The organism is Streptomyces sp. HP-A2021 (assembly GCF_022807935.1).
In the GTDB taxonomy this organism is placed as follows: domain Bacteria; phylum Actinomycetota; class Actinomycetes; order Streptomycetales; family Streptomycetaceae; genus Streptomyces; species Streptomyces afghaniensis.
Genome location: NZ_CP094344.1, coordinates 9,435,557 through 9,461,509, shown reverse-complemented (window position 1 = coordinate 9,461,509; position 25,953 = coordinate 9,435,557). Strand labels below are relative to the sequence as shown.

The following is a 25,953-nucleotide window of genomic DNA, read 5'->3' as shown; positions in this document are numbered from 1 at the left end:
GGTGATCTTGCTGATTGGGTTCTCCGGTGCTGATCCTTCCGGCTCGGCAGGAGGAAGGTCAGGCGCGTGTGCGTGGGGTTTGTCGGATGCTGGAACCCGCCAGGTCCCCGGGGGTGAAGACAGCCGCGGCGATGCGGAGATGAGGTGGCAGCGCCGACCACAGCTCGTCGAGGAGGTCGCCGCTGGTCTCGGCGGTGGTGCGGATCTCCGTGAATGGGGCGCCGGTGGCGATCTCCTGTCCGTTCGAGTGGTAGGTCGTCATGAGCACTGCCTCACTGGGGCGCAGGTCGCTGATGTGCACGGTGAGCCGGTTGGTGGCGGTGCGGTCCCCGGCACTGTGTCGGGCGGAGCCGAACCAGGCTTGGCCGCCTTCGTGGTTGTCTGCGATCACGGTCAGGCGGGGGGTGAAGATCGGGCTGTCGGGTTCGTAGTCCAGTCCGTCCAGGGCCAGGAGCGGAGCCTGTCCGCGGGCGAGTTGGTCGGCGACAGCGGAGACCTGCTCTCCGTTGCCGAAGACCAGCCAGTTTGGACTCTGACGGGCGGCGACATAGTGCCGCAGGTGGTCGTGTTCGCGTACGTCGGAGGGCGCGACGATCAGTTCCCCTGTGGAGGTGCGGTGAAGGGTGCGAGCCTGGGAGGCGGGGCTGCGCCCGGTGAGGAAGTAGGCGCCGAGCGTGGTGCCGTCGCCGGTGGTGCACCACAACACGCCGCGGCCAGGGTAGTCGTTGTCGGCCAGCACATTTCTCAGCAAGTCCACTGTGGTCGCGCCCCTTTGCATGATGGCTACGCGTCGCGAAGCCGGCGGTGATATCCAAGCGGATCAAGGTGCATCCAGCACGCTCGCCGTATGGTCTCCTGATCCACGCGCTTCGCGGGGATCATTGCGGAGCCCGATCCCGAGCCTGTTCTCATCGGTCGGCGGCTTGGCGGTTGGGTTTCTGGGGCGCTTGTTGGACCGGTAGCTGGGGCCGTTCATGATGACCTGGTGGCTGGCGTTGATCAGGCCGTCCAGGAGCGACTCGGCGAGGACGGGCGTTGGGGAAGAGCGGATACCAGTCGCTGGGCACTCGGTTGCTGGTGATGATCAGGGATCGGCCTTGCCGCTCGAAGACGAGTTCGTATAGGTCGTCGGCCTGGGGTGCGGTGAGCTGGCGCATGGAGAAGTCGTCGAGGATGAGCAGGTCGGGGCGGATGAGGTCGCATGCGCTTGTCCCAGGTGCGGTCCGCGTGGCCCCCGGCGAGCTCGGCCAGGATGCGGCTGGTCTTGGCGAAGCGGACATTGGCGCCCTGGCGGACGGCCTGGTGGCCGAGGGCCTGCGTCGACGTGTGGCTTCCCGAGCCGACGGGTCCGAACAGGATGACGGACTCGCCGGAGTGGAGCCGGCGCAGGGCCGCGTGGTCACGGATCTGGGCGGCGGGCAGCTTCGGGGAGACGTTGAAGTCGAAGCCCCCCAAGGTGGCCTGCTGCTCGAACTTCGCCCTGTGTAGGTGACGTTCGAGGACGACGGACGGCCGCTCGCCCAGCACCATCTGGAGACCACCGACGACCCGATCACAGCGATCGCCGGGCGCACCGGCTTCGGAACCGTCGACAGCCTGCGCCACCACTTCATCCGGCGAATGGGCATCACACCGCAGGGCTACCGACGCACCTTCCGTACACCACACAACCGCCCCTCTCCCCCGCCGGATCCGGTGGGGCAGTCTTCCTCTCGCCGAGTGTGAGCGAACCGCCCACGTCCGTGGCTTCTTCGTAAGCCGAGCCACCAGTACCCGGCCCAGCAGCGCAGCGGCGGCCTGCCAAACCACTGAACAGGGCGGCGCCCGGAGTGTCGCCTGTCCTGACCAGGCCGGGCGGGGCCGGGCCGGGCGCAGTCGGCTGGCGACGGTGGTCAGGGACCGCCGGAAGTTGACGACCTGGTGAGATCGGCGCCTTGCGGCGCGATCCACGCCTCCTGCACCGCGTTCTCGGCGTCACTGGCCGATCCGAGGGCACCGTCGATGTCGAACAGCACCGCCGGCCGGCCTGCACATCCTGCCGACTCGACCACCAGGCGGCTCCTGCCTCCGCCTTGGCGGGCGTTTCTCTCGGCCCGCGCGCGCTCATTCCGGCCGCGAGTTCCGATCGCCGCATGCGCCCACAACCCGGCCGCATGCGCACCCAGGTTTTACGACCGCCCCGCCTCTGGTGCCGGTCCGGACTGCTCCGACGCCTGTATCAAACAACTCTATGTTCAAACGAACATCGCTATGTTAGAAAGATGTCATGCGTGTCGCTGATCGTTTGGACCTGACCCTGCGGTTGGTGCAGGGCTCCGGCCAGGTGTCCGTGTCGGAGCTCTCCCAGCGTCTGGGGGTCTCGGAGATGACCGTGCGCCGCGACCTGGACGCGCTGGAGCGGCGGGGCCTGGTACGGCGAGTACACGGCGGGGCGGTCGCCAGCCGTCCCCCCGAGCAGGGGGGAGGGTTCATCGCACGGGAACAGTGGCAGACCGCCACCAAAGACCTTCTGGGTGCGGCCGTTGCGGCGATGGTGGAGCCCGGCTCACGCGTGCTGCTGGACGCCGGGACCACCACCGTGCACGTCGCGGAGCACCTCGCCGAACGCGCCCCGCTTACGGTCGCCGTACTGAGCCTGCAGACGGCGCTCGCCCTGGCGGACCGCCCGGGGATCGACCTCCTCGTCGTGGGCGGACGCTCCCGCCCCGGGGAACGCTCGTTGGTGGGGCCGCTGGCGCTGCGCACGCTGGAGTCGCTGAGTTTCGACTGCTTCGTGATGTCCATCGGCGGCGTGCACGCCGAGCACGGCTGGTCGGAGTTCTCCCTGGACGACGCGGCCGTCAAGCAGGTCGGGCTCGCCCAGTCCGCCCGCACGATCACCGTCGCCGACGCCACCAAACTCGGTGTGAGGGCCTTCAGCCAGGTCGCCGCACTCAACGCCGCCGATCACTTCGTCACCGACGCCGCCGCCGACGACCCCCAGACCCATCCCAACGGCCAGGCCACCCTCAAGGCCCTACGGCAGTCGGGCGTCGAGACCCACCTGATCTGACATGCCGTGAATGACTTCTGACCAAGGAGCAGTTCTGTGCCTACTGCCGCGCGCTCGCTGATGATCCTGGTTGCCGGACCGTACCGGTCGGGTACGGGTGACGACCCGCACAAGCTGGAGGCGAACGTCCGTACCATGAACGAGGTCGCCCTGAAGCTCTTCCGCGCCGGCCATCTGGGAGTCACCGGTGAGGCCCTCGCCCTGCCGCTGCTAGATACTGCAGGCAGCACCGGCCCCGGTGACGCGGCCTACGAGGAGATCTTCCACCCCGTCGCCGAGCAGTTGCTGGCCCGCTGCGACGCGGTGCTGCGAATCGGAGGCCCGTCCGAGGGCGCCGACCGGATGACCGCCCGGGCACGCGCCGGGGGCAAGGCCGTCTACACCAGCCTCGACGATGTCCCGGCCGCCCGATGACCGCGGGCATCGACACGCCGGACCGGCGCGGCCGCACCGGCCTGGACCGGCATGGCCGTGACCTGACCGGCAACCCGCGGGTGCGGATCGTCGACGTTGAGGTCCTCTCCTGCAACTGGTACGTCCTGCGCAAGACCACCTTCGACTACCAGCACAGTGACGGCCACTGGAGTCGCGAACAGCGCGAGACCTACGACCGCGGCGACGGCGCCACCATCCTTCTCTACGACACCGACCGCGAAACCGTCCTGCTGACCCGTCAGTTCCGCCTGCCCGCCTACGTCAACGGGCATTCCGACGGGATGCTGCTGGAAGCGGCGGCCGGCCTGCTGGACGGTGACAGCCCCGAGGACGCCATCCGCCGGGAGGCGGCCGAGGAGACGGGACACGTCATCGGTGCGGCCGAGCACCTCTTCGACGTCTACATGAGTCCCGGCTCGGTCACCGAACGCCTGCACTTCTTCGCCGCCCCCTACCGGACCACGACCGCAATGGCGACCCTGGGGGGCATCACCGAGGAGGGGGAGGACATCACCGTCATGGAGCTGCCCTTCCGTAAGGCGCTGGCCATGATCCGCAGCGGCGAGATCGCCGACGCCAAGACCATCATGCTGCTGCAGTGGGCGGCCTTGGACGGCCCGTTCCGCACACCCGTCGGTGACGGACGCGCAGCCCGACCGCGGTGAACGTTGCCTGTTCCGCCGGCGTTGTCGCACCAACCAACTCAACTCAGGGGGGATTTATGATCTACCGCACCCATCTGGCGGTGCCCGGCGCTCTCACCACGGTGCTGCTCGCGACCACGCCCGCCGTCGCGGCGACGCCCGGCGCCGCGGGGCCGTACACCTGGATCGTGGAAAAGGGCCACCTGCTCGCCTGCGCCGGAGAGGAGGGCGGGGTGCGCGTGAGTATCGACCTCTACGAAAACTCCGCCTTCGGGACCCATGCTCAGGTGTCCGTGCAGACGGCACAGACCGAGTACCTGCGCGGCGGCGAAACGGACGGCGGCCTGTTCAACAACGGCACGATCTCCCGCCGGCTGGTCATCGAACCGCAGGAAGAGACAGCCGGATCCTCGCAGACGGTGCTCATCAACGGCTCCTACGCACCCACCGGTCCACGCCAGTGGGTTCATGAGGTGTACGACGAGCCGTGGGGCCGGGTCGTCTCGAAGGGGTGGAAGACGCCCCTGTCGGCCGCTGTCGCCGTGAACGCGCTTGGACATCAGGTGGATCTGACGTGCGAGGCCGCCTTCGCCTACGACCTGAAGGTCCGCCGCCCCGCCGACAGCGGAAGCTGACCCGAAGACGCGACCTCGCTCCGGGTGACGGCGCCCCTCGTCCGCTCAAGCGACGCTCGAGGCGACGACCGGCAAGTGAGCCACACGCTTGACGCACCCTGCCCCGCCTTGGGTCACCCTCAACTCCGGGGCCGCTGCCGCACACCGGCCGCGGCCCCTGGCCCCAGGGGACCCGGCGAACGTGAGGTTCCCCGACCAGATATCCATCCCCACGAACGAGGTGGACAGTTCCATGAAGATCATCGATCTCGCCGCGCTCGGTGAGTCCTTCACCCGCGACCCCTATCCCGTGTACAGCCGATTACGGGCTCAGGGCCCGGTGCACCGCATCCGCATGCCCGAGGGTGGTGCTCTTGCGTGGCTCGTCGTCGGATACGAGGCCGGGCGTGCCGCACTGGCGGATGCCAGGCTGTCGAAGGACTGGAGCAAGGCATCTCCCTCGCTGCCGCTGGGTGCCGTCTCTTCCGGCCCGCACATGCTCAGGGCCGACCCGCCGGACCATACGCGGCTTCGCAAACTCGTCGCCCGGGAGTTCACCTCGCGCCGGGTGGCGGAACTCTCCCCGCGCATCCAGCAGACCACCGACGCGCTGCTGGACCGGATGCTCACGGCACCCGACGGGCGCGCCGACCTCGTCACAGCGCTGTCCTTCCCGCTGCCCATCTCCGTGATCTGCGAACTCCTCGGTGTGCCCGACCTGGACCGCGAGTCCTTCAGGACCTGGTCGAACAACGCTCTTGGCGCCACCGACCCCGAAGCGCGCAAGGCAGCGGCGACCTCGATGGCCCGCTACATGGCGGAACTGGTCCAGGGCAAGCGGCAGCGGCCCGGCGACGACCTCCTGAGCGCGCTTATCCACGGCACAGACGACGACGGCGACACGCTCTCCCACGACGAACTCCTCGGCATGGCCTGGCTGCTGCTGGTCGCCGGACACGAGACCACCGTGAACCTCATCTCCAACGGCGTCCTCGCCCTGCTCACCCACCCGCGGCAACTGGCCACCCTGCGCGCGGACCTCTCCCTCATCGACACCGCGGTCGAGGAGATGCTCCGCTACGAAGGCCCCCTGGAGACCCCCACCTACCGCTTCACCACCGAACCGGTCACGATCGGCGATACGCTCATCCCCGGAGGCGGCGAACTCGTCCTGGTCGCCCTGGCCGACGCCAACCGCGACCCGGCCCGCTTCCCCGCACCCGACCGCTTCGACATCTCCCGCGACGCCCGCGGCCACGTGGCCTTCGGGCACGGTATCCACCACTGCCTGGGAGCGCCCCTGGCCCGCCTGGAAGCACGCATCGCCGTCATGACACTGCTGGACCGTTGCCCCGGCCTGACCCTGGACATCCACCCCGCAGCGATCACCTGGCGCCCGGGAATGATGATCCGCGGCCCGCGCAGCCTGCCCGTACGGTTCAGCCGGTAGGCCCGACGGCAGACACCGGCCGATTGATCTGACGAGCCCGAGGCCAACGACTGACAGCCCCTTACTCCTTTTCGGATCAGTGGGCAGTGGTGGACTGCCCGGTCTCCAAGTCGCGGGTAGCCACGAAACGTCCGCAGGTCGTGCTCGAAGGCGTACCCGCGGCCGTGGTCACGCGCCCACCGCCAGCGCACGCGTTCGTCGCGGTCGGTCGGCTCGGGGAACATGGCGGTGAGTCGGTCCTTCCATACGCCCAAGGCGTCCGTCGCGCCCTCGGGTGTCACGCAGGCCTGGCCGCGGTAGGTACGCGTGTCGGCCCGGCCGCCACACCCACGCCGGTGATTGTTTCCGGTCACAGCACCAGCGCCGTGGCTCTCGCGGAGCTGGGCGAGCAGCAGCACGACCGCGGTCGGCTCGGTCGGGCCCGCCGGGGCCGTCCGAGCCGTCGGGACGGGCGCGTCGTGGGGCTGGGCGCTCATAGCTCCTCCAGCCGGGGGCTCGTCCCCAACGGCAAGGGGCGCACTGCGGTGCGGACGGACACGTGGTGATCCCTTTCCGGCTGGTGGGGTGTCAGCCGGCGCCGCAGTCGAAAACTTCGTCGTCGGTGTAGCCGTCGACCGCCGGTCCGCTCGGCCGCGTTCTTCGGATGGGGAGCCTGGCGTACTCGCTCCGACAGCAGACGAGGCCACGGCCCCTTGAGTAGCCTTGTGCACCATGGTGCTGCTCGTGATCATCGCCACTGTCAGCTTGGGCACGTTCGTCTGGCTCACGTTGATGGGGGCCGTGATGAGCCATGCGGTTGGCCTCGTCAGCTTCCTGCTGTACCTCGTCGGAGCCGGAATCCTCTTCGCAATCGGCTACTTCACCACCCGCCAGGTTTTCGACCTGTCTGAACAGCAGAGCCTGGTGGTCGGCGCGGCACTCCCGGTAGTCTATGGAGCCGGTCGCCTCGTCTGGCTGAAGTTGGGGCTGCCAACGCCTTACAGCGACTACGACCGCTGGCGCAGACAGGACCACCGGGACTACTGGGGCTGACGGGCACCGAAACGGGCGGCTCCCCGCAGCCCGTTCCGGCTGGTGAGCCGGCCGAACGCTCACCTGCCAACTGCCGCGCTCACTCAGAGCACGGGACATCCCGTGCCGCACGCCGCACGAGATGCCCATACCGTCCACTGGCGCGGCGCAGAGGCCGGCGGCGCTGCTCACGGCAACGCTGGCACTGCTGTCGTTCGTGTTACCGCTCGCCACGGACATGTACCTCCCAGCCTTCCCGGCGATGGCCGATGACCTGGGCACCGACGCCTCCGGTGTCCAGCTCACCCTGACCGCCTTCCTGTTCGGCACCGCAGCGGGCCATCTGGTACTCGGCCCGCTCTCCGACCGCTACGGACGGCGCATGCGGATCCTGACCGGCGCCGCGGTATGCACCCTGGCCACGGCTCTGTGCGCGGCGGCTCCCAACCTCGGCGTGCTCATCGTGCTGCGCTTCGTGACCGGCTTCAGTGGCGCGACCGGCCTCGTGGTGGGCCGGGCCGTCATCTCCGATGTCGCGACCGGTGCCGTCGCGGCCAGGGTCTTCGGGGGGCTGATGGCCCTCGGCGGCATCGCCCCGATCGTGGCTCCCCTGGCCGGCGGCGCCCTCGTGAGCAACGCGGGCGGCTGTCGGGCCGTTTTCTGGATCCTGTCGGGGGCATCGCTGCTGATGTTCCTGGCCGCGCTGTCCTTCATCCCCGAAAGCCTCCCCAAGGAGCGGCGCCGCCCTGGCGGTGTCGGAGCCACCCTGCAGGCCGCCCGGTCCGTGCTTACCGACCGTGCCTACGTGGGCTACACCCTCGCCTTCTCCTTCGCCTGCGGCGCGCTGTTCTGCTGCATCGCCGGCTCGGCGTTCCTGCTCCAAAACGTCCTCGGCTTCACCGTGAGCCAGGCATCCGTAGCCTTCTCGTCGCTGCTGGTCACCCTCGCCGGTCAGCTCAACCGTGTCCTGGCCCTCGGGCTCATCGCGATCGCCTTCCTCGGCATCGGCCAAGTCTTCGGCACCGCCACGGCACTCGCCCTCGAGCGGGTCCCCCACGCGGCCGGCACCGGCTCGGCCGTACTCGGCACCCTGCAGAGCGTCCTGGGCGGCGTCGCCCCACCCATCGTCGGCCTGGGCGGCGAGGACACCGCCGTGCCACTCTTCGTCGGCATGGCCGGCTGTTCCCTGATCGCCGTGCTCGCACTGCTGCTCACCCGGGGTGGCACGCCCCCGCCCGGCAGCTCCCGCGACGACATGGAACATTCAGCGAGCGCCGCGATCTGACATCCCTTGCCCACCTGGCGAACTCTCCCGCTCGCAGCCCCACCAGGTGGCCCCAGAACGAGCCGTACGCCGACGCCGCCGTGGCCGGTGAGCAGCACAGAGGTTTACCTCAGGCGTCATCCTCCTGAGGCTGGAGCGGTTACTGAGAGCTGATGTCGCTGATCGCTGAAGCAAGTTCTGGGAGGTCCCAGTAGGCGGAGTGTGTCCACAGCCCGGTCGTGGCGGGCTGGCTCAAGGGCCGGTCATACGGCAGAGTGCAGCCCCTGCCCGACGAAGCTGAGATTCACCGAGGCGGAGCGGTTCGAGGAGTACGGCGCCGAGCAGTGGTTCGGCGTGTGGCCCCCGGTCACACCGCCCGGTTGAGCCGCCGCTTCTCCATCGGCAGCATGACAAAGGACACTGAGCGTTCCGCAGCGCTCCCGCCTTGCCTGCCGGCCTCGGTCCAGGTCTGAAGGGCTAGATCGCGTGCTCTGCCCCGGTGAAAGGGGCCCGATGACGTACCTCGGGCCCTTCCCATATAGCCATCCACGACTGGCGGCCTACTCTCGTCCCGGCCCACGCACTCCGCTTCCTCGCCGAACTCCACGCGGAATAAAAGGAGTCAGTAGCGCGCGCTCCGAAGGAGATGCGGGGCGGGCGCTCCCACACGCCGTCAAATGCCGCAGCAGGATGGCAGATACGGGTCAGAAGGACTGTCCTTGAGTGAGGTGCGCCCGCATCGACGACCGGATCTCGTCACTACGACGGCATTCGGCCAACACACCGCCCGTTTCCACCTTCCGGACAACCGAGTAACCGGTCCGTTCCTCTCACAGCGCGGGCGAAGCAAACGCCTCTCAGGTGACGGCCCCGGCCCGGACATCGCGGACGGGCCGTGCCGCCTGCATCCTTCTCACAGCACCGGAGGACGAGGGAACCATGACCAGAAAGCGCACCGCTCGGCTGCGGCGCACGCTGCTCGCCGGCACCACGGCCATAGCCGTGACAGCCGTTACGGCCGGCATCGTGGCCGCAGCGCAGGAGCCGGCGAAGGCCGCGACGGGCCCCGAGCTGAGCCTCATCGCGGCGACCACTTCGGTGACGCTCACCTCCTGGAAGGAGCAGCCGGGTGTGTACTTGGACCTCGGCACCTACCTCATCGCCGAGGGGACGCCGCTGGAGCTCAAGGTGACCCGGAAGTCCTACAAGGACCCGGTGACTGTCGCCCAGACCGTGTACGAGGGCGGCAAGGCCAAGGCGAAGAAGCTACCCATGGGCACCGTGAAGGACTTCTCCGGGCTGCCCGGCTTCGCAGAGATCACCCTCACCGACAAAGCCGGCAAGAAGGTCCTCACCCGCACCGAGAGCTTCTGCCCGAACAACGCCACCGGCCGGGTGCGGCCCGACGCACCCTCCACCTCCAAGTATCCGGAGAGCTGCCCCACCAACCCCTTCACCCTCGGCTCCGTGTGGGGCGTCGAGAAGGGTTGGGCGGCCAACACCTACGCGGGCTCCTACACCGAGCCGGTCCAGCTGCCGGCCGGTACGTACACGGCCAAGATCGGTGTCGCCAAGAAGTACCGCGACCTGTTCGGCATCGCCGAGAAGGCGGCCACGGTCAAGGTGACCGTGGTGGAACGAAGCTACGAGGACGAAGAGGGCACCACCGAGGCAGTGTCCCGGTCCGCGAAGGTCGGCGAGCACGCCGGGCACGGTGCCGGTCACCAGGCGCCGACCGCGCACGCCGGTCACGGGCCCGGGCATGCCCCGGCCCCCGCCGAGGCCGCCGCGCCGGTGACGAGCGGTGCGGGTCCCTCGTACAACGTGGGCCACGGTCCGCTGAAGGCCGCGCCGCCGGCCCTGCCGTGGGCGCTGAAGAAGAAGCAGAAGTCCGCGCTGTCTCCACAGGCCGGGGACATCGGCGGCCAGACCGACGGCTCGCGTCAGGCGCCCGCCCTCAAACCGCTGTCAAAGCGGCCCACCGGTAAGCCCTCCGTCCCGGACGTCCCCAAGCCGGACCTGCGCTCGCTGCCGGCCTACGGCATCACCATCAGCGACGGCGGCAAGGACATCCCGGGCAAGGACCACCTGGCGTTCAGCGCCAACGTCTGGAACGCCGGCCCGGCGCAGCTCGTGGTGGACGGGTTCCGCTCGCCCGGCAAGGCCAAGATGGACGCCTTCCAGTACTTTTACGACGCCAAGGGCAAGCAGGTCGGCTACACCCCGACCGGCACCATGGAGTGGGACCCGCGCCCGGGGCACGTGCACTGGCACTTCACCGACTTCGCCAGTTACCGGCTGCTGAAGGCGGACAAGAAGGAGGCCGTGCGCAGCGGCAAGGAAGCCTTCTGCCTGGCCAACACCGACGCGATCGACTACACGGTGAAGAACGCCAACTGGCACCCGTACAACACGGACCTGGCCACCGCCTGCGGTGAGGAGACCTCGATCTCCGTCCGCGAGGTGCTGGACGTCGGCTCCGGTGACACTTACACCCAGGACCTGCCGGGCCAGTCCTTCGACATCACCGACGTGCCCAACGGCACCTACTACATCCAGGTGCTGGCCAACCCGGAGAAGCGGCTGAAGGAAACCAACCTCGACAACAACAGTGCCCTGCGGAAGATCGTGCTCGGAGGCAAGCCGGGTAAGCGGACGGTCACCGTGCCGGCGCACGAGCTGGTGAACGCCAACTGACCCCGCCGCGCGCCTGGGGGGAGCGTCCCCGCCTGAGATCAGGGCGAGGACACGGCCATCGGTGGCATTCGCTGAGCGGGAGTTCGTCGCTCACGATCAGCAGTCAACGGTCGCAGCGGTCGGTGAGATCGACCGCTCCCCGCAGGCCGTGGGAAACACTGGACCGCCGGCAGCAAGACGACGTACGGGACGCCGCTGCCGAGTTCCTTGGCCGTGCTGAGCAGGTCGTTGTACAGGGCGGCGAGCCCGAGCAGCCCCACCCACCATCACGCCGGTGCCCGCGACCAGCCGAAATCAAGATGGCGGAGGTTCCTTGTCGGCCGGCGCGCGCCTGGGGCTATCCGAGGATGGCGCCGAGGTCGACGCCGGTCAGGTCACAGCTTGCGTCCCACAACCGCGCCGCTACGGAGGTGTCGGCGAGGTGGTTCCACACCGGTTCACGTTGGGGCTTGCCGCGCAGGCTGAAGACGCGCGGTCCCCACAGCTGTCCTCCGCGCACGGTCGCATCGAGCACCGCTCGGACCGCGGGCCATGCGCCGGCGTGCTTGCCCTGGACGAGGAGGGCGGCTGGTGCCCCGCAGAGCCGAGCACCAGCGGTCCGCACATGGACTGGCGGCCGTGACGGGGTCAGGGAGTCCAGCGCGCCGCCGGGATGGACCACCACGCTTGCCACCGTGCTGTCGGCGGCGCGCAGGTGGCGGTCCAGTTCGAGGCCGAAGTACATCTGCGCCAGCTTGGAGCGTCCGTAGGTGCGCTTGGGCCGGTAGTCCTTCCGGGACTGCAGGTCGTCGAGGTCGAGCCGCTCGGACTTCGCCGCGAAGCTGCCCATGGTCACGATGCGGGCCGCCGGTGCGGCCGACAACAGCGGCATCAGCCAGTGGGTCAGCGCGAAGTGCCCGAGGTGGTTCGTGCCGAACATGAGCTCGTGACCGTCCCCGGTCTCCCGGCGCGGCGGGTCGTCGAGCGCGACGCCGGCGTTGTGGACCACCGCGTCGAGGCATGCCACCTCCAGTGATTCCACGGCTGTTCTGAGCGACGAGAGGTCGGCGAGATCCAGCCGCACGGCCCGCACCCGCGCGCCAGGGACACGCGAGCGGATCGAGGCCGTGGCGACTTCGGCCTTCGCGGGATTCCGGCTGCCCAGTACGACAGTGGCTCCGGTTGCGGACAACTGCTCCGCGACGAAGTACCCGATGCCGGCGTTGCCACCGGTGACTAGGAAGACGCTGCCATCGGCACGCGGCAGCCGTTGAACATCCCAGGGCAGGATGGAGGATGTGGACGACATGGCGGCGGGGCCACTCCCTTGCTATTGAAGGCGACTGCGGTTGGCTTGCAGGCCAGCTCGACGCCCACGGTTCCAGCGGCCCCCGACACATCGCCTACGGATCACCGACAGGCCCGCTCGACGGCCGACATCCTGCCGACGCGGTGCCGGCCCGTTACAGTCCACCGTTGCCACTGTGCGCCACGGTGGCCAACTGCGAGTCGGCCGCGAGGCCGGCACGTGCCTCGTGAGGCCGACCGGAGCCCTGACCGAGCGGTGATGGGAGTGGGCGGTCATGGCACGCGCGATCTGGACCGGCGTGGTGTCGTTCGGGCTGGTGACTTCTCTGAACTGACGCGAGGATCTCACTGCGGCTGACAGTGGAGAGCACCGAGCGGATCGTGGCCCCGGTCTCCGTCACCGACCAGGACAGCGGAAGGCAACCAGATGTCGGCCTCCCTCCCGTGGACGTCATGTCGCTACATTCGCACTGCCTTGTGGGGCGTCTTCCTTGGAATGCGGCTTCAGGACGCCACGCCCGCGTGTACGGTCCATCTCGCGCCATTCCGGCCGCAGTCCAGCCAGGTTCGTGGTGAGGAAGTATGCGGCGCCGCCGGCGAGCAGCACCGGAACGAGTCCGGCAGCGGTCACCGCCGCCCCGGCGATCAGGCCGCCGAGAGGGATACCGGCCCAGGCTAGCGAGTCAAAAAGCGCGTTGACCCGGCCCAGCATCCGGCGCGGCACCCGTTCGACAAGGACGGCTCCCAGCACTGGGTTGACGAAGCCGGCACCGAACCCGCTGACCGCGAAGACGGCCAGTACTACCCCCAACGGGGCATCGAAGGCGAGGATCAGGAACCTCGGTGCCCCGGCCAGCAGGAAGCCGGTGAGAACCACCACCCGCCGCCGCACGCGGTGCGCGACCACTGCGGCGATCAGGCTTCCGCTGACCGCCGCGGCCCCCATGACGCTGCCCGTGAGGCCGATCGCGGTCGGCCCGTTGCCGGACTCCCTGGCCCAGACGGGTACGAGTACCGAGTTGAACGCCGCGTCCAGCAGGTTGGTGATGCCGACCATGACGATGACGGTGATCAGCAACGGCTCGCCGCGCAGAAAGGTGAAGCCCTCGCCGAATCGCCGCCAGTAACCCGGTTCCGTTTCCCCGGCCTGTGAGGGGGCTTCCTCGACCGTGTGCCCCATGTCGCGAGGCAGCGCGAGTTTGATGATCACCGATCCGAGGGCGAAGCAGCCCGCGTTGACGGTGAGCCCTGTCAGAGGTCCGAGCAGCGCCACCAGGGATCCGCCGGCCGCCAGGCCGACGGTGGAGGCGAGCCGCTCGATTACACCGGATAGACCGGTGGCCCGCTCCAGTGGCACCCGGCCGCGGTCGGCCGCCTCCGGGACCATCACCTCCTTGGCTAGGTCGCCGGGCCCCCGGGCCGCGCCGATCAGCGCGACCAGTGCCAGCAGGAGCGGAAAGGACAGCAGGTCCAGGGTGTGGAGCAGGGGAACGGCGGCGGTGGCGGTCGCGCTGGCCAGATCGGTGGTCCAGGAAACGGCCCGGGGGCCGATCCGGTCCACCAGCGGTCCGGTGAACGCCTTGACCACGACGTAGGGAGTCATCTCGCAGAAGGCGACCAGTCCGGTCTGGGTGGCGCTGCCGGTTGTGACGAGGACGAACCAGGGCAGTGCCACAACCGAGATCCGAGTGCCGGTCAGCGACACGGCCATGGCCGCCAACACCCCGCCCAGCGGCCGTAAGGATCTCTTGCCGGGTATGCCGCCGGCCTCCGAGGCGTCGTCGGTCATGACGTCGGGCTTCCTTCAGCTCCCTGAGGGCCGGAAGGGAGCGACGACGCGGCAGGCGCATCCAGTTCGGGCAGGATCTGCGTGATCACGGCGACCCGTTCGGCTCCCTCGGGGGCACCTGCCGCCGTCTCCGGCGCGTCTCGCCGGTAGTGCGCGATGACTTCCGTCAACTCCCGGTACAGGGCGGCAGCTTCCTCGGGCGTGAGCCGCAAGGCCCAGTCGCTCATGTCGAAGGTGTTCCGCCATGCGCGGGGCATCGTCTGAAGCCCGTTCAGGGTCTGCTGCGTGCGCAGGGTGTAGATGGCGGTCACGGACTGCAGGTAGGCCAGTGCGGCCTCGGGCTCCCGCTCGGCCAGCTCCGGATCGTTGAACCAGGTCGTCCGGTGCACCGAACGCCACCAGCGCTCTCGCGCGTTGCCGCGTTCGGTGTCCTCCTCGACGAAACCGGCCGCGCCGAGCTGCCGGAGGTGGTAGCTGGCCGTACCGGAATTCACGCCCAGTCGCTCCGCGAGGCGGGTGGCCGTTGACGGGCCGTACTTCCGCAGCAGCCCGACCAACTGCACGCGCACCGGATGTGCCAGGGCGCGCAGTCCCGTGGCGTCCAGGACAACCGAGTCTTCAACGTCCAGGCCATCCGGCCTATCCACTGCATCAGCCATGCGACGCACAGTAGTCCGCAAAGGGTTCTTCGCAAAGAGACCTTCGCGAAGAACCCTTTGCGGTTCAGCTCGCTCTAGGTGCCCGTGCTCACCTTGGTGAGCGGCGGCGCGCGGCCGGATCGGCGACGGAAGAGCAGGTGCCGAGGGACTATCGCTGTGCCGGTATGCCTAGGAGCACGGGACCGCCTTCGGACACCGTGTCAATCTGGCTGACCACGGCCGCGCTGGGCGTGTTCGGGGCGAAGAAGGGAGCAACGGACGCAGGCTTCTCTGAACTTGGAGGGCCGGTCCGTCCCGAAGCCTCTGATCTGTAGCACTCTGAAACCGAATCTGCGATGACAGAGGAATCACAGCGAGATGTTCCGGAGAGCGAGAGCCGCTCCGCCTGCCGCCTCAGTACTGTGACTTCGCATGACCGGCACCGACACCGAGATCACGGCAGACCTGGTTCGCGACCTGCTGCAGGAGCAACATCCAGACCTTGCAGGGCTGGCCATCCGCGAGGTGGCGGGCGGCTGGGGCAACCAAATGTGGCGTCTCGGGGACGAGTTGGCCGTGCGCATGCAGCGCATGGACCCCACACCGGAGCTCCAGCTCAAGGAGCGGCGGTGGCTACCCGTGCTGGCTCCGCGCCTGCCGCTCCCGGTGCCGACTCCGGTGCGGTTTGGCGCACCGTCCGAGCGCTTCCCCAAGCACTGGACCGTGATGACGTGGGTTCCCGGCGAGCCGCTGGACCACGGCTCGATCAGCCGCGGCGACCACGCGGCCGACACGCTGGCGGGCTTCCTCCGAGCGCTCCACGTGGAGGCGCCCGCTGAGGCGCCGACCAGTTCGGACTTCGGCGCTCACCCCAAGAAGTGCACGGACGGCTTCGACCACTTCTTTCAAGCCGTAGTCCCCGACGGCATTGCCGAGGATGTTCGGGCCGTCTGGGATGATGCCGTTGCGGCGCCCGAGTGGGAGGGTCCGCCAGTTTGGGTGCACGGTGACCTTCATCCCGCGAATGTCGTGGTCTCGGACGGGACGCTCTCGGGCGTGATCGATTTCGGTGCCATGTTCGCCGGCGATCCGGCGTGGGACCTCGCAGCCGCATGGGTGCTGCTCCCCGCGGGGACGGCCTCACGGTTCTTCGACACGTACGCCCATGCAGACGAGGCGGCGATCCGGCGCGCCCGCGGGCTGGCCGCGATGAAGAGCCTCTTCCTGCTGCTCATGGGGCAGAACGGAGAGCGGGGTCTTCCCGGGGGCAAGCCGAACTGGGGCCCTGTAGGCCGGGCGGCACTTGATCGTGTCCTGAAGGGCGTTTGACGCACGCTTCTTTGAACATGTTCCCGATCCTGGTTGAGCTCGTGCGTGCCGAGCTCGTAGTGGAGGTCGGCGTCGACGTCGCCCGCGACGTCGCCACCCCCGCCCGCCTGCGGGGTACGGTGGAACGGCGTACCGGAGGGAGTGAAGTCCGGTGTGCCCGTGGCGGGTTACGTCCTGACCGGTGCCGACGACCATGAGATCGAGCGGCGGGCACAGGAACTCGCCCGGTGGTACGCCACGGGGGGTGCGGTGGACGGGACACCACGGCGAGGACGACCACGCGGCCCTCGACTGACCTCAGTTCGAGCCCGCTTCGAGCCGTACAGCCCTGCACGACCCGTACGACGCCTGAAGCGGAGAGCCAGGGAGCGGAATGCGCTACATCTTCATCGGGGCCGGAGCCATCGGCGGTTCGATCGGGGGACGGTTGCACGAAAGCGGCCGGTCCGTCGTCCTGGTCGCCCGCGGCGCGCACTACGAGGCGCTGCGCGACAACGGGCTGCGGCTCACTGTCCCCTTCGGCACGCTCACCCTCGACGTGCCCGTCGTGGCAGGTCCCGAGGACGTAGAACTGCGCGAGGACGATGTGCTCGTCCTCGCCGTCAAGACCCAGGACAGCGTGGCCGCCCTGGACGCCTGGGCCGCGCGGCCGGTGGCGGGCGGCGGCACGGCAGGCGAACGCCTGCCGCTGGTGTGCGCCCAGAACGGAGTGGAGAACGAGCGCCTGGCACTGCGCCGCTTCCACGAGGTGTACGGCATGTGCGTCGTCCTGCCCAGCACCTACCTGGACCCGGGTGAGGTCGTCGCGCCTTGCGGCCCGTACACCGGCGCCCTGGTCCTCGGCCGGTACGGGACGGGCCCGGACGAGACCGCCCGGCGGATCGCGGACGATCTGGAGAAGGCCCACTTCCTGGCGCCGGTAACGACGGACGTGATGCGCTGGAAGTACGGAAAACTCCTCGGCAACCTCGCCAACGTGGTCGAGGCCGTGTGCGGCTCCGCCTCGGACGCCGCCGCGCAGGACCTGGTCGCCCGGGCGAAGGCCGAGGGTGCCGCGGCCCTCGACGCCGCGGGCATCGCCTACGCGAGCGAGGCCGAGATCACCAAGTTGCGCGGCGGGACGGTCGACCCGCAGCCGATCGCCGGCGAGCCCACGCGCGGCTCGTCCTGGCAGAGCCTGGCGCGGGGCGCGGGATCGATCGAGACGGACTACCTCAACGGCGAAATCGTGCTGCTCGGCCGGGAGCATGGCGTGCCCACCCCGGTGAACGCGGCCCTTCAGCACGCCGCCCGGGAGAGCGTGTCCCGGGGCCGGGAGCCGGGCGGCCTGGCGGCCAGGGAACTGAGCAGGCGCATCGCCGAGGGCCTCACTGCCTGAGGACGATACGGGTGATCCACCGTCCGGGGGTAAGTGGAAGCGTTGACGGGGCAGGTGCAGCGGCCACGTCGGCTGTTGGGCGCTGCGTCATGTTTTGAGGGTGCTGTTGACCCCTGCCCGCCAGCGCCGGCGGCCGGGAAATGAAAGCGGAAGGCGTCACACTGGGCGCCCGGCCTACTCCGCGCCTCCCTGAACAGCCCCCGGCCCCTTCGGGTGCCGACCCGGGAACGGCGGCACGGGCATCAGCCGGCTGCCGACCTGCTCGGTCTGCGGCACGATCACCATCGCCGGCGGTGGCCGACGCCGGATGCGCTGTAGTGTTCCGGCCGCTGCCGATCGAGAGCGTGGCGCCGTCGTGAGGCCCGCCGAGCTCGGCAACGAGCGTGACGGCCAGCCGCCACACAACGCGGCTCTCCCAGCCTTCCCGGACAGCCCGACCTCAGTCGTGGCACTCGACTCCTCCCATTCGCCATTCCTGTCCATGCCCGGACAGGTGGCCGACATCGTCGGCAAGCTGGGCTGATAGGCAGTTGATGCCCTGACGATCTTCGGGTGCGCCGAAGAACGGAGCATCCCGATGAGGTGATCACGAGGCAGCCCGTGCAAACGAGGAGGGCCTCTTCGCGATGCGTCAGTACGTCCGGCCAAGGTCGCGGAGACGCACCGCCAGCCAGGTGGCATCTGCCGGGCCGGGGCGTCGGACTTCACGGCGGCTCCCGGCACGCCGGCCGAACCCCTCCGGGCACGGTGAGGGAATTCCCCCACGCGGGGCGATCTTGGTTGATATACGCTGCGCCTACTTGTTCGAACAGTTCGGCGAATCCATGCCAACCGATTCGTCCTGCCCGGGGGGGCATTTCCATGACTTCGCAGTCCCGCGCGGTGCTCGGCATCGCGCTCACTCCCGTCTTCGCTCTGGCGGCCGTCGACCCGGCCGTCGCCCACACCACCGCCACGGCGGCCACTGGCACCACCACGGCCAACGCCGCCATGGGCGCCGGCACCACTGCCACGGGCGCCGACACCACTGCCACGGCCGTCGGCACCGCTGTAGCCGCCGTCGAGGCGCGTGCGCCGGGCCCGTGGGGCACCCGCGCCCTCCACGCCCCGGCCCCCAACCCGGGTGAAGCCTCGGGCGGGCTGACCGCCCTGGTGTCGGCCGGGGACGGCGCCCTCGTCTCCCTCACCCACGACGGGCGTTCCACCCGGATCCGGCCCGCCGGCAGCACCCGCTGGCTCACCCCGCAGACCTGGCCGGACGCCGGCGGATACAGCACCGAGTTGGTGTCGCTCGGCGACGGCTCGGTACGCCTGGCCTGGCGGGCCGAGCGCGCCGACGACCACGGCAACCACTGGCTGAAGGTCGCCACCCTCACGCCCGGCGCGACCGCCTTCTCCGAGCCCGAATACGTCGCCGCGGTCCCCGAGAAGGGCTACCACCACCTGGCGGCGGCCCCCGACGGCCGGCTGGTCGCCGTGTGGTCGGTCTCCGGTGTCGTGAGGGCGGCCGAGAAGACCGGCCCACAGGCCGCGTGGACCGCTCCGGCCGACCTCAACGAGCAGCCGCCGTCCGGCAGCCGCGACATCGCCAACATGGACCTCGCGGTCGCCGAGGACGGCACCGCCCTGCTGGTGTGGCAGTGGCAGGCGAGCAAGGCCGTCGTCGCCCTGGAGAAGGCCCCCGGCGCCTCCTCCTGGATCGCGGTCCAGGGTTTCCCGGTCCCGGACAAGGACCTCGCGCGCCCGAAGGTGTTCGCCGATCCGCAGGGCGGCTTCGACGTCTTCTACGACGACCTCGCGCACCTCATGCACTCCCGCCGGCCCGTCGGCGCCACGCAGTGGAGCACCCCGCAGTCCGCCGACAGTCATGGCAGCACGTACAGGATGACGGCGCCCGTCTACCTGCCCAACGGCGACCTCTTCGTGGCCGGCGGGCCCACCACCCCCTGGTACGCGGTGCGTTCAGCGGCCACCGGCCTCTGGCTGCCGTACTCGCAGCGCTTCTCCACCCACCAGAAGGTGCGTCATGTCGCCGCGGCCGCCACCTCGGGCGGCACGGTCACGGTGACGTGGCGGGAGGGCTACTCGTACGAGGAGTACACGATGGCCGCCGTCTTCAAGGGCGGCACCTGGTCCACCCCGCGACGGCTGAGCGCGAAGAGCGCCAAGTTCACCGGGGTACCGCAGGTGGCCGCCGACGCGCTCGGCCGGCCCGTCGTGCTGTGGGACGAGTACCTGCGCAGCGAGACCAACAGCATCGTCCTGGACGGCGTGTACCAGGCCACCACCACCGCCCGCGCGCTGCCCAAGTGGCGTGACTACACGGACGACGGCAAGGCCGACCTGTTCGGCCGGGGCAGTACCGGGCTCAAGGTGTACGCGGGTGACGCGACGAAGCTGACCGCGGGGCAGCGCGCGAGCAGCTCCGCTACGAGCGAGCTCGTCCTGCCCTTCGGTGACCTCGACGGCGACCGCTGCAACGACGTGTTCGTCCGCTCCTCGAAGGGCGAGGCCCGCGTCCACCCGACGATCTGCGGCGGCGGGCTGCCCGACCAGCAGTCGCTCTCCGTGAAGGTCTCCTCGGACTGGAGCGCGTACAACGCGGTCGTCTCGCCCGGCGACGTGACCGGCGACGGCAGGGCCGACCTGCTGACCCGGTCCGCCTCGACCGGGAAGCTGTACGTGTACGCGAACAACGGCGCGGGCGGCTTCAAGGCCCGAGCGCTCGCCGGGTCCGGCTTCGGCGGCTACAAGAGGCTGATCGCCGCGGGAGACCTGGGCGGCGACGGCAAGAACGACCTGCTGGCCATCGATGCGTCGAACGAGCTGTGGCGGCTCAACGGGACCGGCGCCGGCGCCTTCGAGCCGCGGTCGCTGGTCTTCAAAGACTGGGGTACGTCCTACAAGGACGTGGTCGGCGGACTCGACCTGTCCGGCGACGGCCGGGCCGACCTGGTCTCACTCGACAAGGACGGCCGAGCCTGGCTGAACCGGGGCAACGGCAAGGGCGGTTTCGACAACCGGTCCCAGGTCGGCAAGACCACCAACTGGTCGGACATCCGCATCTCCTGACAGCACGGATCCGGGCGCGGTCCGGGAGCGAGGAGGCCGCCGGGAGGCGGCCCGGCGATGTCGGCCCACGCACGTCCCACGCGCCCGGGTACGCGTCCCCTGAGCCCCCCGGACTGGCCTCGTACGACGCCACGGGCGCCTCTCATGACGAGGGGCGCGCGGCTAGGCCGTGCTGCGCAGCCACTTGCCCTTGAGCAGGTCACCTGGCCACTGATCCGTCATCGTCCTGCTCCTATGACGTCTTGTCGTCCGTGGTCGGCCTCCAGCATGGCGCACCGAGCCGTGACCACGGCTGAGGCCCGGACGCCGCGCCAGTGCTCCGGGACGGCATCCGGGCAGCGAGAGCGCGTGCTCGGAAGAGACAGCGCGCATTCGGCGACCGGGGGCGGGTGTGATAAGTGCACCATGCGGGTCAGTGCGCCGTCTCGGCCATGTCGCAGGTGTGGCACACCACCCTGCGCGCCGGGATACGGCTGTACGAAGCGCCCATGCCGATCGGGCGGGTGACCTGTGCCTGACGTACGCGGGCGTGGTTCTCGCAGGTGGCCAGGCCGCAGCGCGAGCACACACCGATACCAGTGGTGTCGCTGCGCGCCTCCTGAAGGCAGTCGTAGCACCTCATGTCCAACTCCGATTTCAGTAGGGGCTGGGCGTGGCGGCCAACACGAGCAAACCCACTCAGGCCACACACACCTACTCAAGGAGCTTGAAACTAAGGCCAAGATTAGACTTTGTCAAACATAGGATTTGATCGATCGGACGGAAGCAGCTGCGCTCTGTAGGTCCAGCACTCACCAGGCCTGTCGCTGCCCAGCAGCACCGAACCGTGCTGATAGGTCTGGTGCAACAGCGACGAGTGGCGGGCGTGCCGGCAGCTCCTGGCTGATCGGGCGGTCCAGAACCTCGATGATCCCGTTCGGCTGCATGGTTCGGCTCCTCCTTCTCAGCGCAGTTGCTCGGCCAGTCCGACGATGATGCCCTCCGGGCCGCGGACATAGCAGAGCAGATAGCTGTCCTCGAACCAGGCGATCTCGCCGACGAGTTCGGAGCCGTAAGGGTGCAGGCGGGCGACGGTGTCCTCAATGTCGTCGACGGCGAACATGACGCGGTGCGTGCCCAGGATGTTGTGCGGCCGGTTGCGCGGCCCGGCGCTGACAGCCGCGGGGCTGCGGTACTTCGCCAGCTCGAGCCGGCTGTGACCGTCCGGGGTCCGGAGCATCGCGATGTCACAGCGGACGCCGTCGAGTCCGGTGCACTGGTCGGCGACGAGGCCCTCGACCTCCGCCCTGCCCTCCAGCTCCATACCGAGTTCCACGAAGAACGCGATGGCGGCATCCATGTCCTCGACGACGATGCCGACGTTGTCCATCCGCTGAATCGCCATGCTCGTTTCTCCTTCTTCCTCGTGCGGCCGGTGGTGGCCGCTGATGTCCCTGGGACGGAGCTGGTGGCACGTTCTCGACATCCTCAGACCGCCGAACTCCGAAGAATCTGGACCGCGCCTCAGACCGCTACAGCAGACCCGCGAGCCAGGCGCCACCACCGAGGGTGGGTGCGGCACAGGTGGCCGCTCCCATGAAGACGATCAGCCGCAGCGTGCCGTCTGCGCCTTTTTCACATGCTTCCTCGACATCCCAGCGTGCGCGCTTGAGCATTGCGCCTCGCCGATCAATTCAATTCACGGTGCCGGGTCACCCTTGGCGGGTGGAGTCCCTGTGCCGCTCGCCCTCGCCGCACCCGTCCGGGACCCGCCGCGTGGCACTGGATGAGGCTCCGGGACAAACTCCGGTAGTACGTCACCGTCCAGCCGAACCTCGTCGCAAAGGTACGCGCTGACACAGCGGCAGACCCGCGGCCGACACCGGGCGCTACCTGCGTATTTGGGCCTGGAGACCGCCTGGGCGAACCGGCCACGCCAACGGCGCACGGTGTCCAAACGCAGGCCCGTCTCCCGGGCGAGGCATGCGTTGGAGCGTCCATGCGCGGCGTGCAGCACTGCCTGTGCACGTACCCGCAGCCGGTGCTCGGTCATGTGGCCGTAGGCCATCTTCTTCAACCACAAATACCTTCGGCGGCGCACGGGGCTATCGGACAGGGGGTGCGGACGGTCCTGGCGGGCGAACCGATCGGCCGAAGTGGATCACTGGTACCTCGCAGCCTGCCCCGCCCAGCGCCAGCAATGACCGGTGCAGAGGCCACTTTGACAGAGGAAACGCAACTTCGACATGGCCCGCAGAGGCAGCTACCTTCACCTGGTCTTCGGCGATCGCCCACGGTCGCACAGGAGTTCCTTCAGGCTGAGCCACCGCGACGGGGTGAGTTGGTCACGCCCCACGAATCCTCGCCCCATGCGTAGGCCACCGAACCGGGTCCACACCAGGCCCCCCAATCAGGGAGAGACTCATGCCCCATCTTGCGCTGTACACATTCGGCGTCCTGAAGTCACCTCTCGCCGATCCCGCACCTCTCACGCGCGAGTTCTACGACATTGGTGAGACCGTCTACCGGAAGATCAGTCAGCACCCCGGGTACCTCGCGCGTGCGGAAGCGGCAGACGGTGACCGGGGCATGCTCTTCGAGGCGGACTGGGGTGCATGGGGAGAGTTCACCGTACCGACTTGGTACGGCAAGGGGCGTACGGTGGAAACCACCGCCCTGGCCGCGACCCTCTCACTCTGGACCGACCTGCGCCCCGCCTTCGACGCCGTCTACACCGGTCTGCACCGTGAGGCGTTGAACAGGCGTTACGACTGGTTCGAGAGGACAGGACATCCGAATTACGTGTGCTGGTGGGTCTCCGACGGCGTGATACCCACCTGGCAGGACGGGGTTTCCAGGCTGGAACAACTCCACGACCACGGCCCCGCGCCGCACGCCTTCACCTTCCACCACTCGTTCGCCCCGGACGGAACTCCGACCAGGATCAAAGGAATCGAGCCGAGGAGCGACCAGATTCGCTGACGAGGAAGCATGAACGAATGGGTTCGCTGTCAAACACCTCGATTGGATGTTCGGAGCCAACCAATAAGGACGAGAAGTACGACGTCGGCGAGGACGGCATCTCCTTCCTGTACGAGATCCCCACGACGCCGTTGCCCCGTACTACATCCCTGGCATCCTGCGCACGGTGCTGGCCGGCACGCAGTTCTAGGGCTCGCTTCCCCTGACGCTCCCCCACCGCAGCTTCGACGCTGGAGCCTAGACGCCAAGGTCAAGCTCCTTCGGGAGTGATCAGGCAGAAGGGATGGCCGACGGGATCCTCGTACACCCGGTACCCGATCGGCTTGTCCGAACCATCCAGCAGCGTCGCACCGAGGGCGAGCACCTGCTCCTCGGCTACATCGAGGTCCGCGACCATCACGTCGATGTGCATCTGCTGAGGGTGCGCGGAATCCGTCCACCGCGGCGCGCGGAAGTCGTCCACGCGCTGGAGGGCGACCACCGGGATGCCCGCGGCGTTCTGGAGCACGATGAAGTCACCGGCGTCTTCCTGCCGCGAGAGCGACAGCAGTTTCTCGTAGAAGCCGGCGAGTTCCCCCGGGTCGGGACAGTCGATGACAACGGTGTACAGGCGTCCGATCATCCGGCTCACTTTGCCACCAGCCTACGAGTGGGCCAAATGGCATGTGTTCAGGCCAAGGTGAAGAACAAGCCGAGCGGACAGCCCACGGGTGCCGCGCCTTGAAATTGTGATTGCCGACCGCCAAGCGCGCTGACACGATTGCGGGGGTGATCGCTGCTGAAACACCGGACTGCCTGATCGTGACGGGGATGCCGGGGGCCGGGAAGTCGACGGTGACCAGGCTCGTCGCTGAGCGCCTGCCATGTTCCGCTCGGCTGGATGGAGATTTCATCAGCAGGCTGATCGTCAGCGGCCGTGTCTGGGCGCTGGGTGAGCCTGCCGACGAGGCAGCGCGGCAGGTGGAGCTGTGCAACCGCAATCTGTGCACGCTGGCGAACAACTTCGTCGACTCTCTCCTGCCGGCCCTGCAGGTCTTGTTCGTAGTTCTCGCACCGGGCATCGAGGTCTGCCAATACCGAAACACCATCCGTGACCCACAAGAACGGTTCGACTTCGACGGCTATGAAGCACTCGATGCCGACATGAAACGCGAGCTCGGCGATGCCGGCTGGTGGCTCGACTCCGCCGCCCTCACTCCCGAGGAGACTGCCGACCGCATCATCCGGGAAGCTCACCATCGCGCCCTGGTGAACTGACTACACCTCCGCTTCAAGTCACGGCGGCCTGCTCGACTTCGGGCGCCATTGGCCCCCCCGGTGCAGCACGGAGCACATCCATGCCCCACCGCGAGCATCCCGGTGTTGCCGAAACTCACCGACATCCACACGCCTCAATCCGAGGCGTTGTCGGCGCTGAGCGACACCTGTTTCCCAACGTCCTGGCAGTCACGCGCGAGCTGACCCGCGAGCCAGTTCGTAGGCGAACTCGACCGTTTCGGTGAGGCGGTCGTTGGCCGTATGGCGGCCGAGTTCGGCCATGAGGTCGGCGTCGAACTCGGAAGCATGGTCGGCGAGCACTGAGGGCGGTAGGAACGAGGTGGACCGGATGTGGCCGGCGAGTTCCGGAATCGTCCAGTGGTACTCGACCGAGAACTCGCGGCGTCCGGCGACGTCGAACCCGGCACGGGACAGTACTGCGTGGTCTGGGTCCTGCTGCCGTGCTCGGTCCCAACCGGGCGGGACGCGACCGGACGCGCCGAGAGTGTTCTGCCACGAGCGCAGCAGCCTGTCGAGCGCCTGCTGCCAGTCCCGGGGCCCGGCCCATGGCGAGGTCGACCAGCACAACGCGAGGCAGCCGCCGGACTTGAGCCAGGTGTAGGCGCGCTGAGCCACCAGGGAGCGGTCCAGCCGGTGAAACGCATTGCCGATGACGATCAGCTCGAAGCCGCCCGGCTCGGCATCCAGATCTTCGGCACGGGCGGTGACCGCCCGGACGTGGTCTGCGCCGACGGCGTCTGCCTTGGCGCGGACCACCTCGGTCATGCCGGGTTCGGCGTCCACAGCCCAAACGTCCGTGAACCAGTCGCGCAGGGGGAAGGCGAGTTGGCCGGTGCCGCACGCCAGATCCAGCAGGCGTCCGCGCCCTGAGGGGGCGGCTCGGCGTGCGAGGTCGGCGATCATCGCGTCGGGGTAGGGGAGCCGAAACTGCTCGTAGTACCGGGCCGTCCCCTGGTAGAGGTCGGGGTCGAATCTCACCTGACTGTCCACGCGACCACCATGACATGGGGCAGCCCGGCCCAGGAACGTGGCCGGACGGAAACACTGACCAGCA

The 25,953-nt window shown here is 68.9% G+C and carries 23 protein-coding genes and 2 pseudogenes; 15 read left to right on the top strand and 10 right to left on the bottom strand.

The window, feature by feature from the left end:
* Nucleotides 1-58: 58 nt before the first annotated feature.
* Together MQE23_RS42620 and MQE23_RS42615 are read right to left on the bottom strand one after the other, a co-directional pair.
* Nucleotides 59-757, bottom strand: coding sequence for an IMP cyclohydrolase (locus tag MQE23_RS42620; RefSeq protein WP_243382192.1), 699 nt, complete (start codon nucleotides 755-757; stop codon nucleotides 59-61).
* Nucleotides 758-999: 242 nt separating this feature from the next.
* Entirely contained in the window at nucleotides 1,000-1,530 is a 531-nt protein-coding gene (locus MQE23_RS42615; protein WP_279345177.1) for an ATP-binding protein, read from the bottom strand.
* Between MQE23_RS42615 and MQE23_RS42610 the strand changes: the two are divergent.
* The 10 genes and pseudogenes from MQE23_RS42610 to MQE23_RS42565 form a co-directional block, all read left to right on the top strand.
* Nucleotides 1,516-1,725, top strand: a pseudogene (locus MQE23_RS42610) (helix-turn-helix domain-containing protein); the annotation flags it as partial. The gene MQE23_RS42615 and the pseudogene MQE23_RS42610 sit on opposite strands and share 15 nt — an antisense overlap.
* Nucleotides 1,726-2,266: 541 nt before the next feature.
* Nucleotides 2,267-3,052 (top strand): DeoR/GlpR family DNA-binding transcription regulator, encoded by a 786-nt coding sequence (locus MQE23_RS42605; protein ID WP_243382189.1) that lies wholly within the window; start codon nucleotides 2,267-2,269, stop codon nucleotides 3,050-3,052.
* Nucleotides 3,053-3,088: 36 nt separating this feature from the next.
* Nucleotides 3,089-3,466 (top strand): DUF4406 domain-containing protein, encoded by a 378-nt coding sequence (locus MQE23_RS42600; RefSeq protein ID WP_243382188.1) that lies wholly within the window; start codon nucleotides 3,089-3,091, stop codon nucleotides 3,464-3,466.
* Nucleotides 3,463-4,152, top strand: coding sequence for an NUDIX domain-containing protein (locus tag MQE23_RS42595; protein WP_243382185.1), 690 nt, complete (start codon nucleotides 3,463-3,465; stop codon nucleotides 4,150-4,152). Before MQE23_RS42600 ends, MQE23_RS42595 begins: the two co-directional genes overlap by 4 nt.
* A gap of 56 nt (nucleotides 4,153-4,208) precedes the next feature.
* Nucleotides 4,209-4,766, top strand: coding sequence for a hypothetical protein (locus MQE23_RS42590; RefSeq protein ID WP_243382183.1), 558 nt, complete (start codon nucleotides 4,209-4,211; stop codon nucleotides 4,764-4,766).
* 232 nt (nucleotides 4,767-4,998) lie between these two features.
* Nucleotides 4,999-6,195: a cytochrome P450 gene (locus tag MQE23_RS42585; protein ID WP_243382181.1), complete on the top strand. Its 1,197-nt coding sequence runs from the start codon at nucleotides 4,999-5,001 to the stop codon at nucleotides 6,193-6,195.
* A 711-nt stretch (nucleotides 6,196-6,906) separates the two neighbouring features.
* Nucleotides 6,907-7,227, top strand: coding sequence for a hypothetical protein (locus MQE23_RS42580; protein WP_243382179.1), 321 nt, complete (start codon nucleotides 6,907-6,909; stop codon nucleotides 7,225-7,227).
* Nucleotides 7,228-7,348: 121 nt separating this feature from the next.
* Nucleotides 7,349-8,491, top strand: coding sequence for an MFS transporter (locus tag MQE23_RS42575; protein WP_243382177.1), 1,143 nt, complete (start codon nucleotides 7,349-7,351; stop codon nucleotides 8,489-8,491).
* Nucleotides 8,492-8,764: 273 nt separating this feature from the next.
* Nucleotides 8,765-8,854, top strand: a pseudogene (locus MQE23_RS42570) (GNAT family N-acetyltransferase); the annotation flags it as partial.
* 555 nt (nucleotides 8,855-9,409) lie between these two features.
* Nucleotides 9,410-11,167: a lysyl oxidase family protein gene (locus MQE23_RS42565; protein WP_243382176.1), complete on the top strand. Its 1,758-nt coding sequence runs from the start codon at nucleotides 9,410-9,412 to the stop codon at nucleotides 11,165-11,167.
* 337 nt (nucleotides 11,168-11,504) lie between these two features.
* Here the strand turns inward: MQE23_RS42565 and MQE23_RS42560 are convergent, their stop codons facing one another.
* The 3 genes from MQE23_RS42560 to MQE23_RS42550 all read right to left on the bottom strand — a co-directional run bounded on the left by MQE23_RS42560 (nucleotide 11,505) and on the right by MQE23_RS42550 (nucleotide 14,902).
* The gene (locus tag MQE23_RS42560; RefSeq protein ID WP_243382174.1) at nucleotides 11,505-12,455 is read right to left on the bottom strand and encodes an SDR family NAD(P)-dependent oxidoreductase; all 951 of its coding nucleotides are present in this window, start codon (nucleotides 12,453-12,455) and stop codon (nucleotides 11,505-11,507) included.
* A 450-nt stretch (nucleotides 12,456-12,905) separates the two neighbouring features.
* Complete coding sequence (locus tag MQE23_RS42555; RefSeq protein ID WP_243382172.1) at nucleotides 12,906-14,243, bottom strand: MFS transporter; 1,338 nt, start codon at nucleotides 14,241-14,243, stop codon at nucleotides 12,906-12,908.
* Entirely contained in the window at nucleotides 14,240-14,902 is a 663-nt protein-coding gene (locus MQE23_RS42550) for a winged helix-turn-helix domain-containing protein (RefSeq protein WP_243382166.1), read from the bottom strand. Before MQE23_RS42550 ends, MQE23_RS42555 begins: the two co-directional genes overlap by 4 nt.
* Before the next feature lie 411 nt (nucleotides 14,903-15,313).
* Between MQE23_RS42550 and MQE23_RS42545 the strand changes: the two genes are divergently transcribed.
* The 3 genes from MQE23_RS42545 to MQE23_RS42535 all read left to right on the top strand — a co-directional run bounded on the left by MQE23_RS42545 (nucleotide 15,314) and on the right by MQE23_RS42535 (nucleotide 20,660).
* Nucleotides 15,314-16,210, top strand: coding sequence for an aminoglycoside phosphotransferase family protein (locus MQE23_RS42545; protein ID WP_243382165.1), 897 nt, complete (start codon nucleotides 15,314-15,316; stop codon nucleotides 16,208-16,210).
* Nucleotides 16,211-16,583: 373 nt separating this feature from the next.
* Nucleotides 16,584-17,588 carry a 2-dehydropantoate 2-reductase N-terminal domain-containing protein gene (locus MQE23_RS42540; RefSeq protein ID WP_243382164.1) on the top strand — a complete coding sequence of 335 codons (1,005 nt, stop codon included), beginning with the start codon at nucleotides 16,584-16,586 and terminating at the stop codon, nucleotides 17,586-17,588.
* Between the two features lie 861 nt (nucleotides 17,589-18,449).
* Nucleotides 18,450-20,660 carry a VCBS repeat-containing protein gene (locus MQE23_RS42535; protein WP_243382161.1) on the top strand — a complete coding sequence of 737 codons (2,211 nt, stop codon included), beginning with the start codon at nucleotides 18,450-18,452 and terminating at the stop codon, nucleotides 20,658-20,660.
* 412 nt (nucleotides 20,661-21,072) lie between these two features.
* On the opposite strand, the gene MQE23_RS42530 is transcribed toward MQE23_RS42535, so the two are convergent.
* The 3 genes from MQE23_RS42530 to MQE23_RS42520 all read right to left on the bottom strand — a co-directional run bounded on the left by MQE23_RS42530 (nucleotide 21,073) and on the right by MQE23_RS42520 (nucleotide 22,692).
* A complete protein-coding gene (locus MQE23_RS42530) occupies nucleotides 21,073-21,282 on the bottom strand; it encodes a DUF2180 family protein (RefSeq protein WP_243382159.1) in 210 nt (69 codons plus the stop codon).
* 321 nt (nucleotides 21,283-21,603) lie between these two features.
* The gene (locus MQE23_RS42525; RefSeq protein ID WP_243382156.1) at nucleotides 21,604-22,044 is read right to left on the bottom strand and encodes a VOC family protein; all 441 of its coding nucleotides are present in this window, start codon (nucleotides 22,042-22,044) and stop codon (nucleotides 21,604-21,606) included.
* A 294-nt stretch (nucleotides 22,045-22,338) separates the two neighbouring features.
* Nucleotides 22,339-22,692, bottom strand: coding sequence for a helix-turn-helix domain-containing protein (locus MQE23_RS42520; RefSeq protein WP_243382947.1), 354 nt, complete (start codon nucleotides 22,690-22,692; stop codon nucleotides 22,339-22,341).
* A gap of 371 nt (nucleotides 22,693-23,063) precedes the next feature.
* Between MQE23_RS42520 and MQE23_RS42515 the strand changes: the two genes are divergently transcribed.
* Nucleotides 23,064-23,621: a DUF3291 domain-containing protein gene (locus MQE23_RS42515; protein ID WP_243382153.1), complete on the top strand. Its 558-nt coding sequence runs from the start codon at nucleotides 23,064-23,066 to the stop codon at nucleotides 23,619-23,621.
* 250 nt (nucleotides 23,622-23,871) lie between these two features.
* Here MQE23_RS42515 and MQE23_RS42510 read toward each other — a convergent pair whose 3' ends face one another.
* Entirely contained in the window at nucleotides 23,872-24,243 is a 372-nt protein-coding gene (locus tag MQE23_RS42510) for a VOC family protein (protein WP_243382151.1), read from the bottom strand.
* Nucleotides 24,244-24,389: 146 nt separating this feature from the next.
* Between MQE23_RS42510 and MQE23_RS42505 the strand changes: the two genes are divergently transcribed.
* Nucleotides 24,390-24,878, top strand: a complete 489-nt coding sequence (locus tag MQE23_RS42505) for a phosphotransferase (RefSeq protein ID WP_243382150.1) — start codon at nucleotides 24,390-24,392, stop codon at nucleotides 24,876-24,878.
* A 189-nt stretch (nucleotides 24,879-25,067) separates the two neighbouring features.
* On the opposite strand, the gene MQE23_RS42500 is transcribed toward MQE23_RS42505, so the two are convergent.
* A complete protein-coding gene (locus MQE23_RS42500; protein WP_243382146.1) occupies nucleotides 25,068-25,889 on the bottom strand; it encodes a class I SAM-dependent methyltransferase in 822 nt (273 codons plus the stop codon).
* Nucleotides 25,890-25,953 lie beyond the last annotated feature (64 nt).

Bases quoted from the DNA above. Each gene is read 5' to 3' on its own strand.
- MQE23_RS42545 (WP_243382165.1), top strand. From the start codon at position 15,314: ATGACCGGCACCGACACCGAGATCACGGCAGACCTGGTTCGCGACCTG.
- MQE23_RS42555 (WP_243382172.1), bottom strand. From the start codon at position 14,243: ATGACCGACGACGCCTCGGAGGCCGGCGGCATACCCGGCAAGAGATCC.
- MQE23_RS42520 (WP_243382947.1), bottom strand. From the start codon at position 22,692: ATGACCGAGCACCGGCTGCGGGTACGTGCACAGGCAGTGCTGCACGCC.
- MQE23_RS42515 (WP_243382153.1), top strand. From the start codon at position 23,064: ATGCCCCATCTTGCGCTGTACACATTCGGCGTCCTGAAGTCACCTCTC.
- MQE23_RS42575 (WP_243382177.1), top strand. From the start codon at position 7,349: ATGCCCATACCGTCCACTGGCGCGGCGCAGAGGCCGGCGGCGCTGCTC.
- MQE23_RS42510 (WP_243382151.1), bottom strand. From the start codon at position 24,243: ATGATCGGACGCCTGTACACCGTTGTCATCGACTGTCCCGACCCGGGG.
- MQE23_RS42615 (WP_279345177.1), bottom strand. From the start codon at position 1,530: ATGGTGCTGGGCGAGCGGCCGTCCGTCGTCCTCGAACGTCACCTACAC.
- MQE23_RS42590 (WP_243382183.1), top strand. From the start codon at position 4,209: ATGATCTACCGCACCCATCTGGCGGTGCCCGGCGCTCTCACCACGGTG.
- MQE23_RS42535 (WP_243382161.1), top strand. From the start codon at position 18,450: ATGACTTCGCAGTCCCGCGCGGTGCTCGGCATCGCGCTCACTCCCGTC.
- MQE23_RS42565 (WP_243382176.1), top strand. From the start codon at position 9,410: ATGACCAGAAAGCGCACCGCTCGGCTGCGGCGCACGCTGCTCGCCGGC.
- MQE23_RS42530 (WP_243382159.1), bottom strand. From the start codon at position 21,282: ATGAGGTGCTACGACTGCCTTCAGGAGGCGCGCAGCGACACCACTGGT.
- MQE23_RS42550 (WP_243382166.1), bottom strand. From the start codon at position 14,902: ATGGCTGATGCAGTGGATAGGCCGGATGGCCTGGACGTTGAAGACTCG.
- MQE23_RS42540 (WP_243382164.1), top strand. From the start codon at position 16,584: ATGCGCTACATCTTCATCGGGGCCGGAGCCATCGGCGGTTCGATCGGG.
- MQE23_RS42525 (WP_243382156.1), bottom strand. From the start codon at position 22,044: ATGGCGATTCAGCGGATGGACAACGTCGGCATCGTCGTCGAGGACATG.
- MQE23_RS42605 (WP_243382189.1), top strand. From the start codon at position 2,267: ATGCGTGTCGCTGATCGTTTGGACCTGACCCTGCGGTTGGTGCAGGGC.
- MQE23_RS42585 (WP_243382181.1), top strand. From the start codon at position 4,999: ATGAAGATCATCGATCTCGCCGCGCTCGGTGAGTCCTTCACCCGCGAC.
- MQE23_RS42580 (WP_243382179.1), top strand. From the start codon at position 6,907: ATGGTGCTGCTCGTGATCATCGCCACTGTCAGCTTGGGCACGTTCGTC.
- MQE23_RS42595 (WP_243382185.1), top strand. From the start codon at position 3,463: ATGACCGCGGGCATCGACACGCCGGACCGGCGCGGCCGCACCGGCCTG.
- MQE23_RS42560 (WP_243382174.1), bottom strand. From the start codon at position 12,455: ATGTCGTCCACATCCTCCATCCTGCCCTGGGATGTTCAACGGCTGCCG.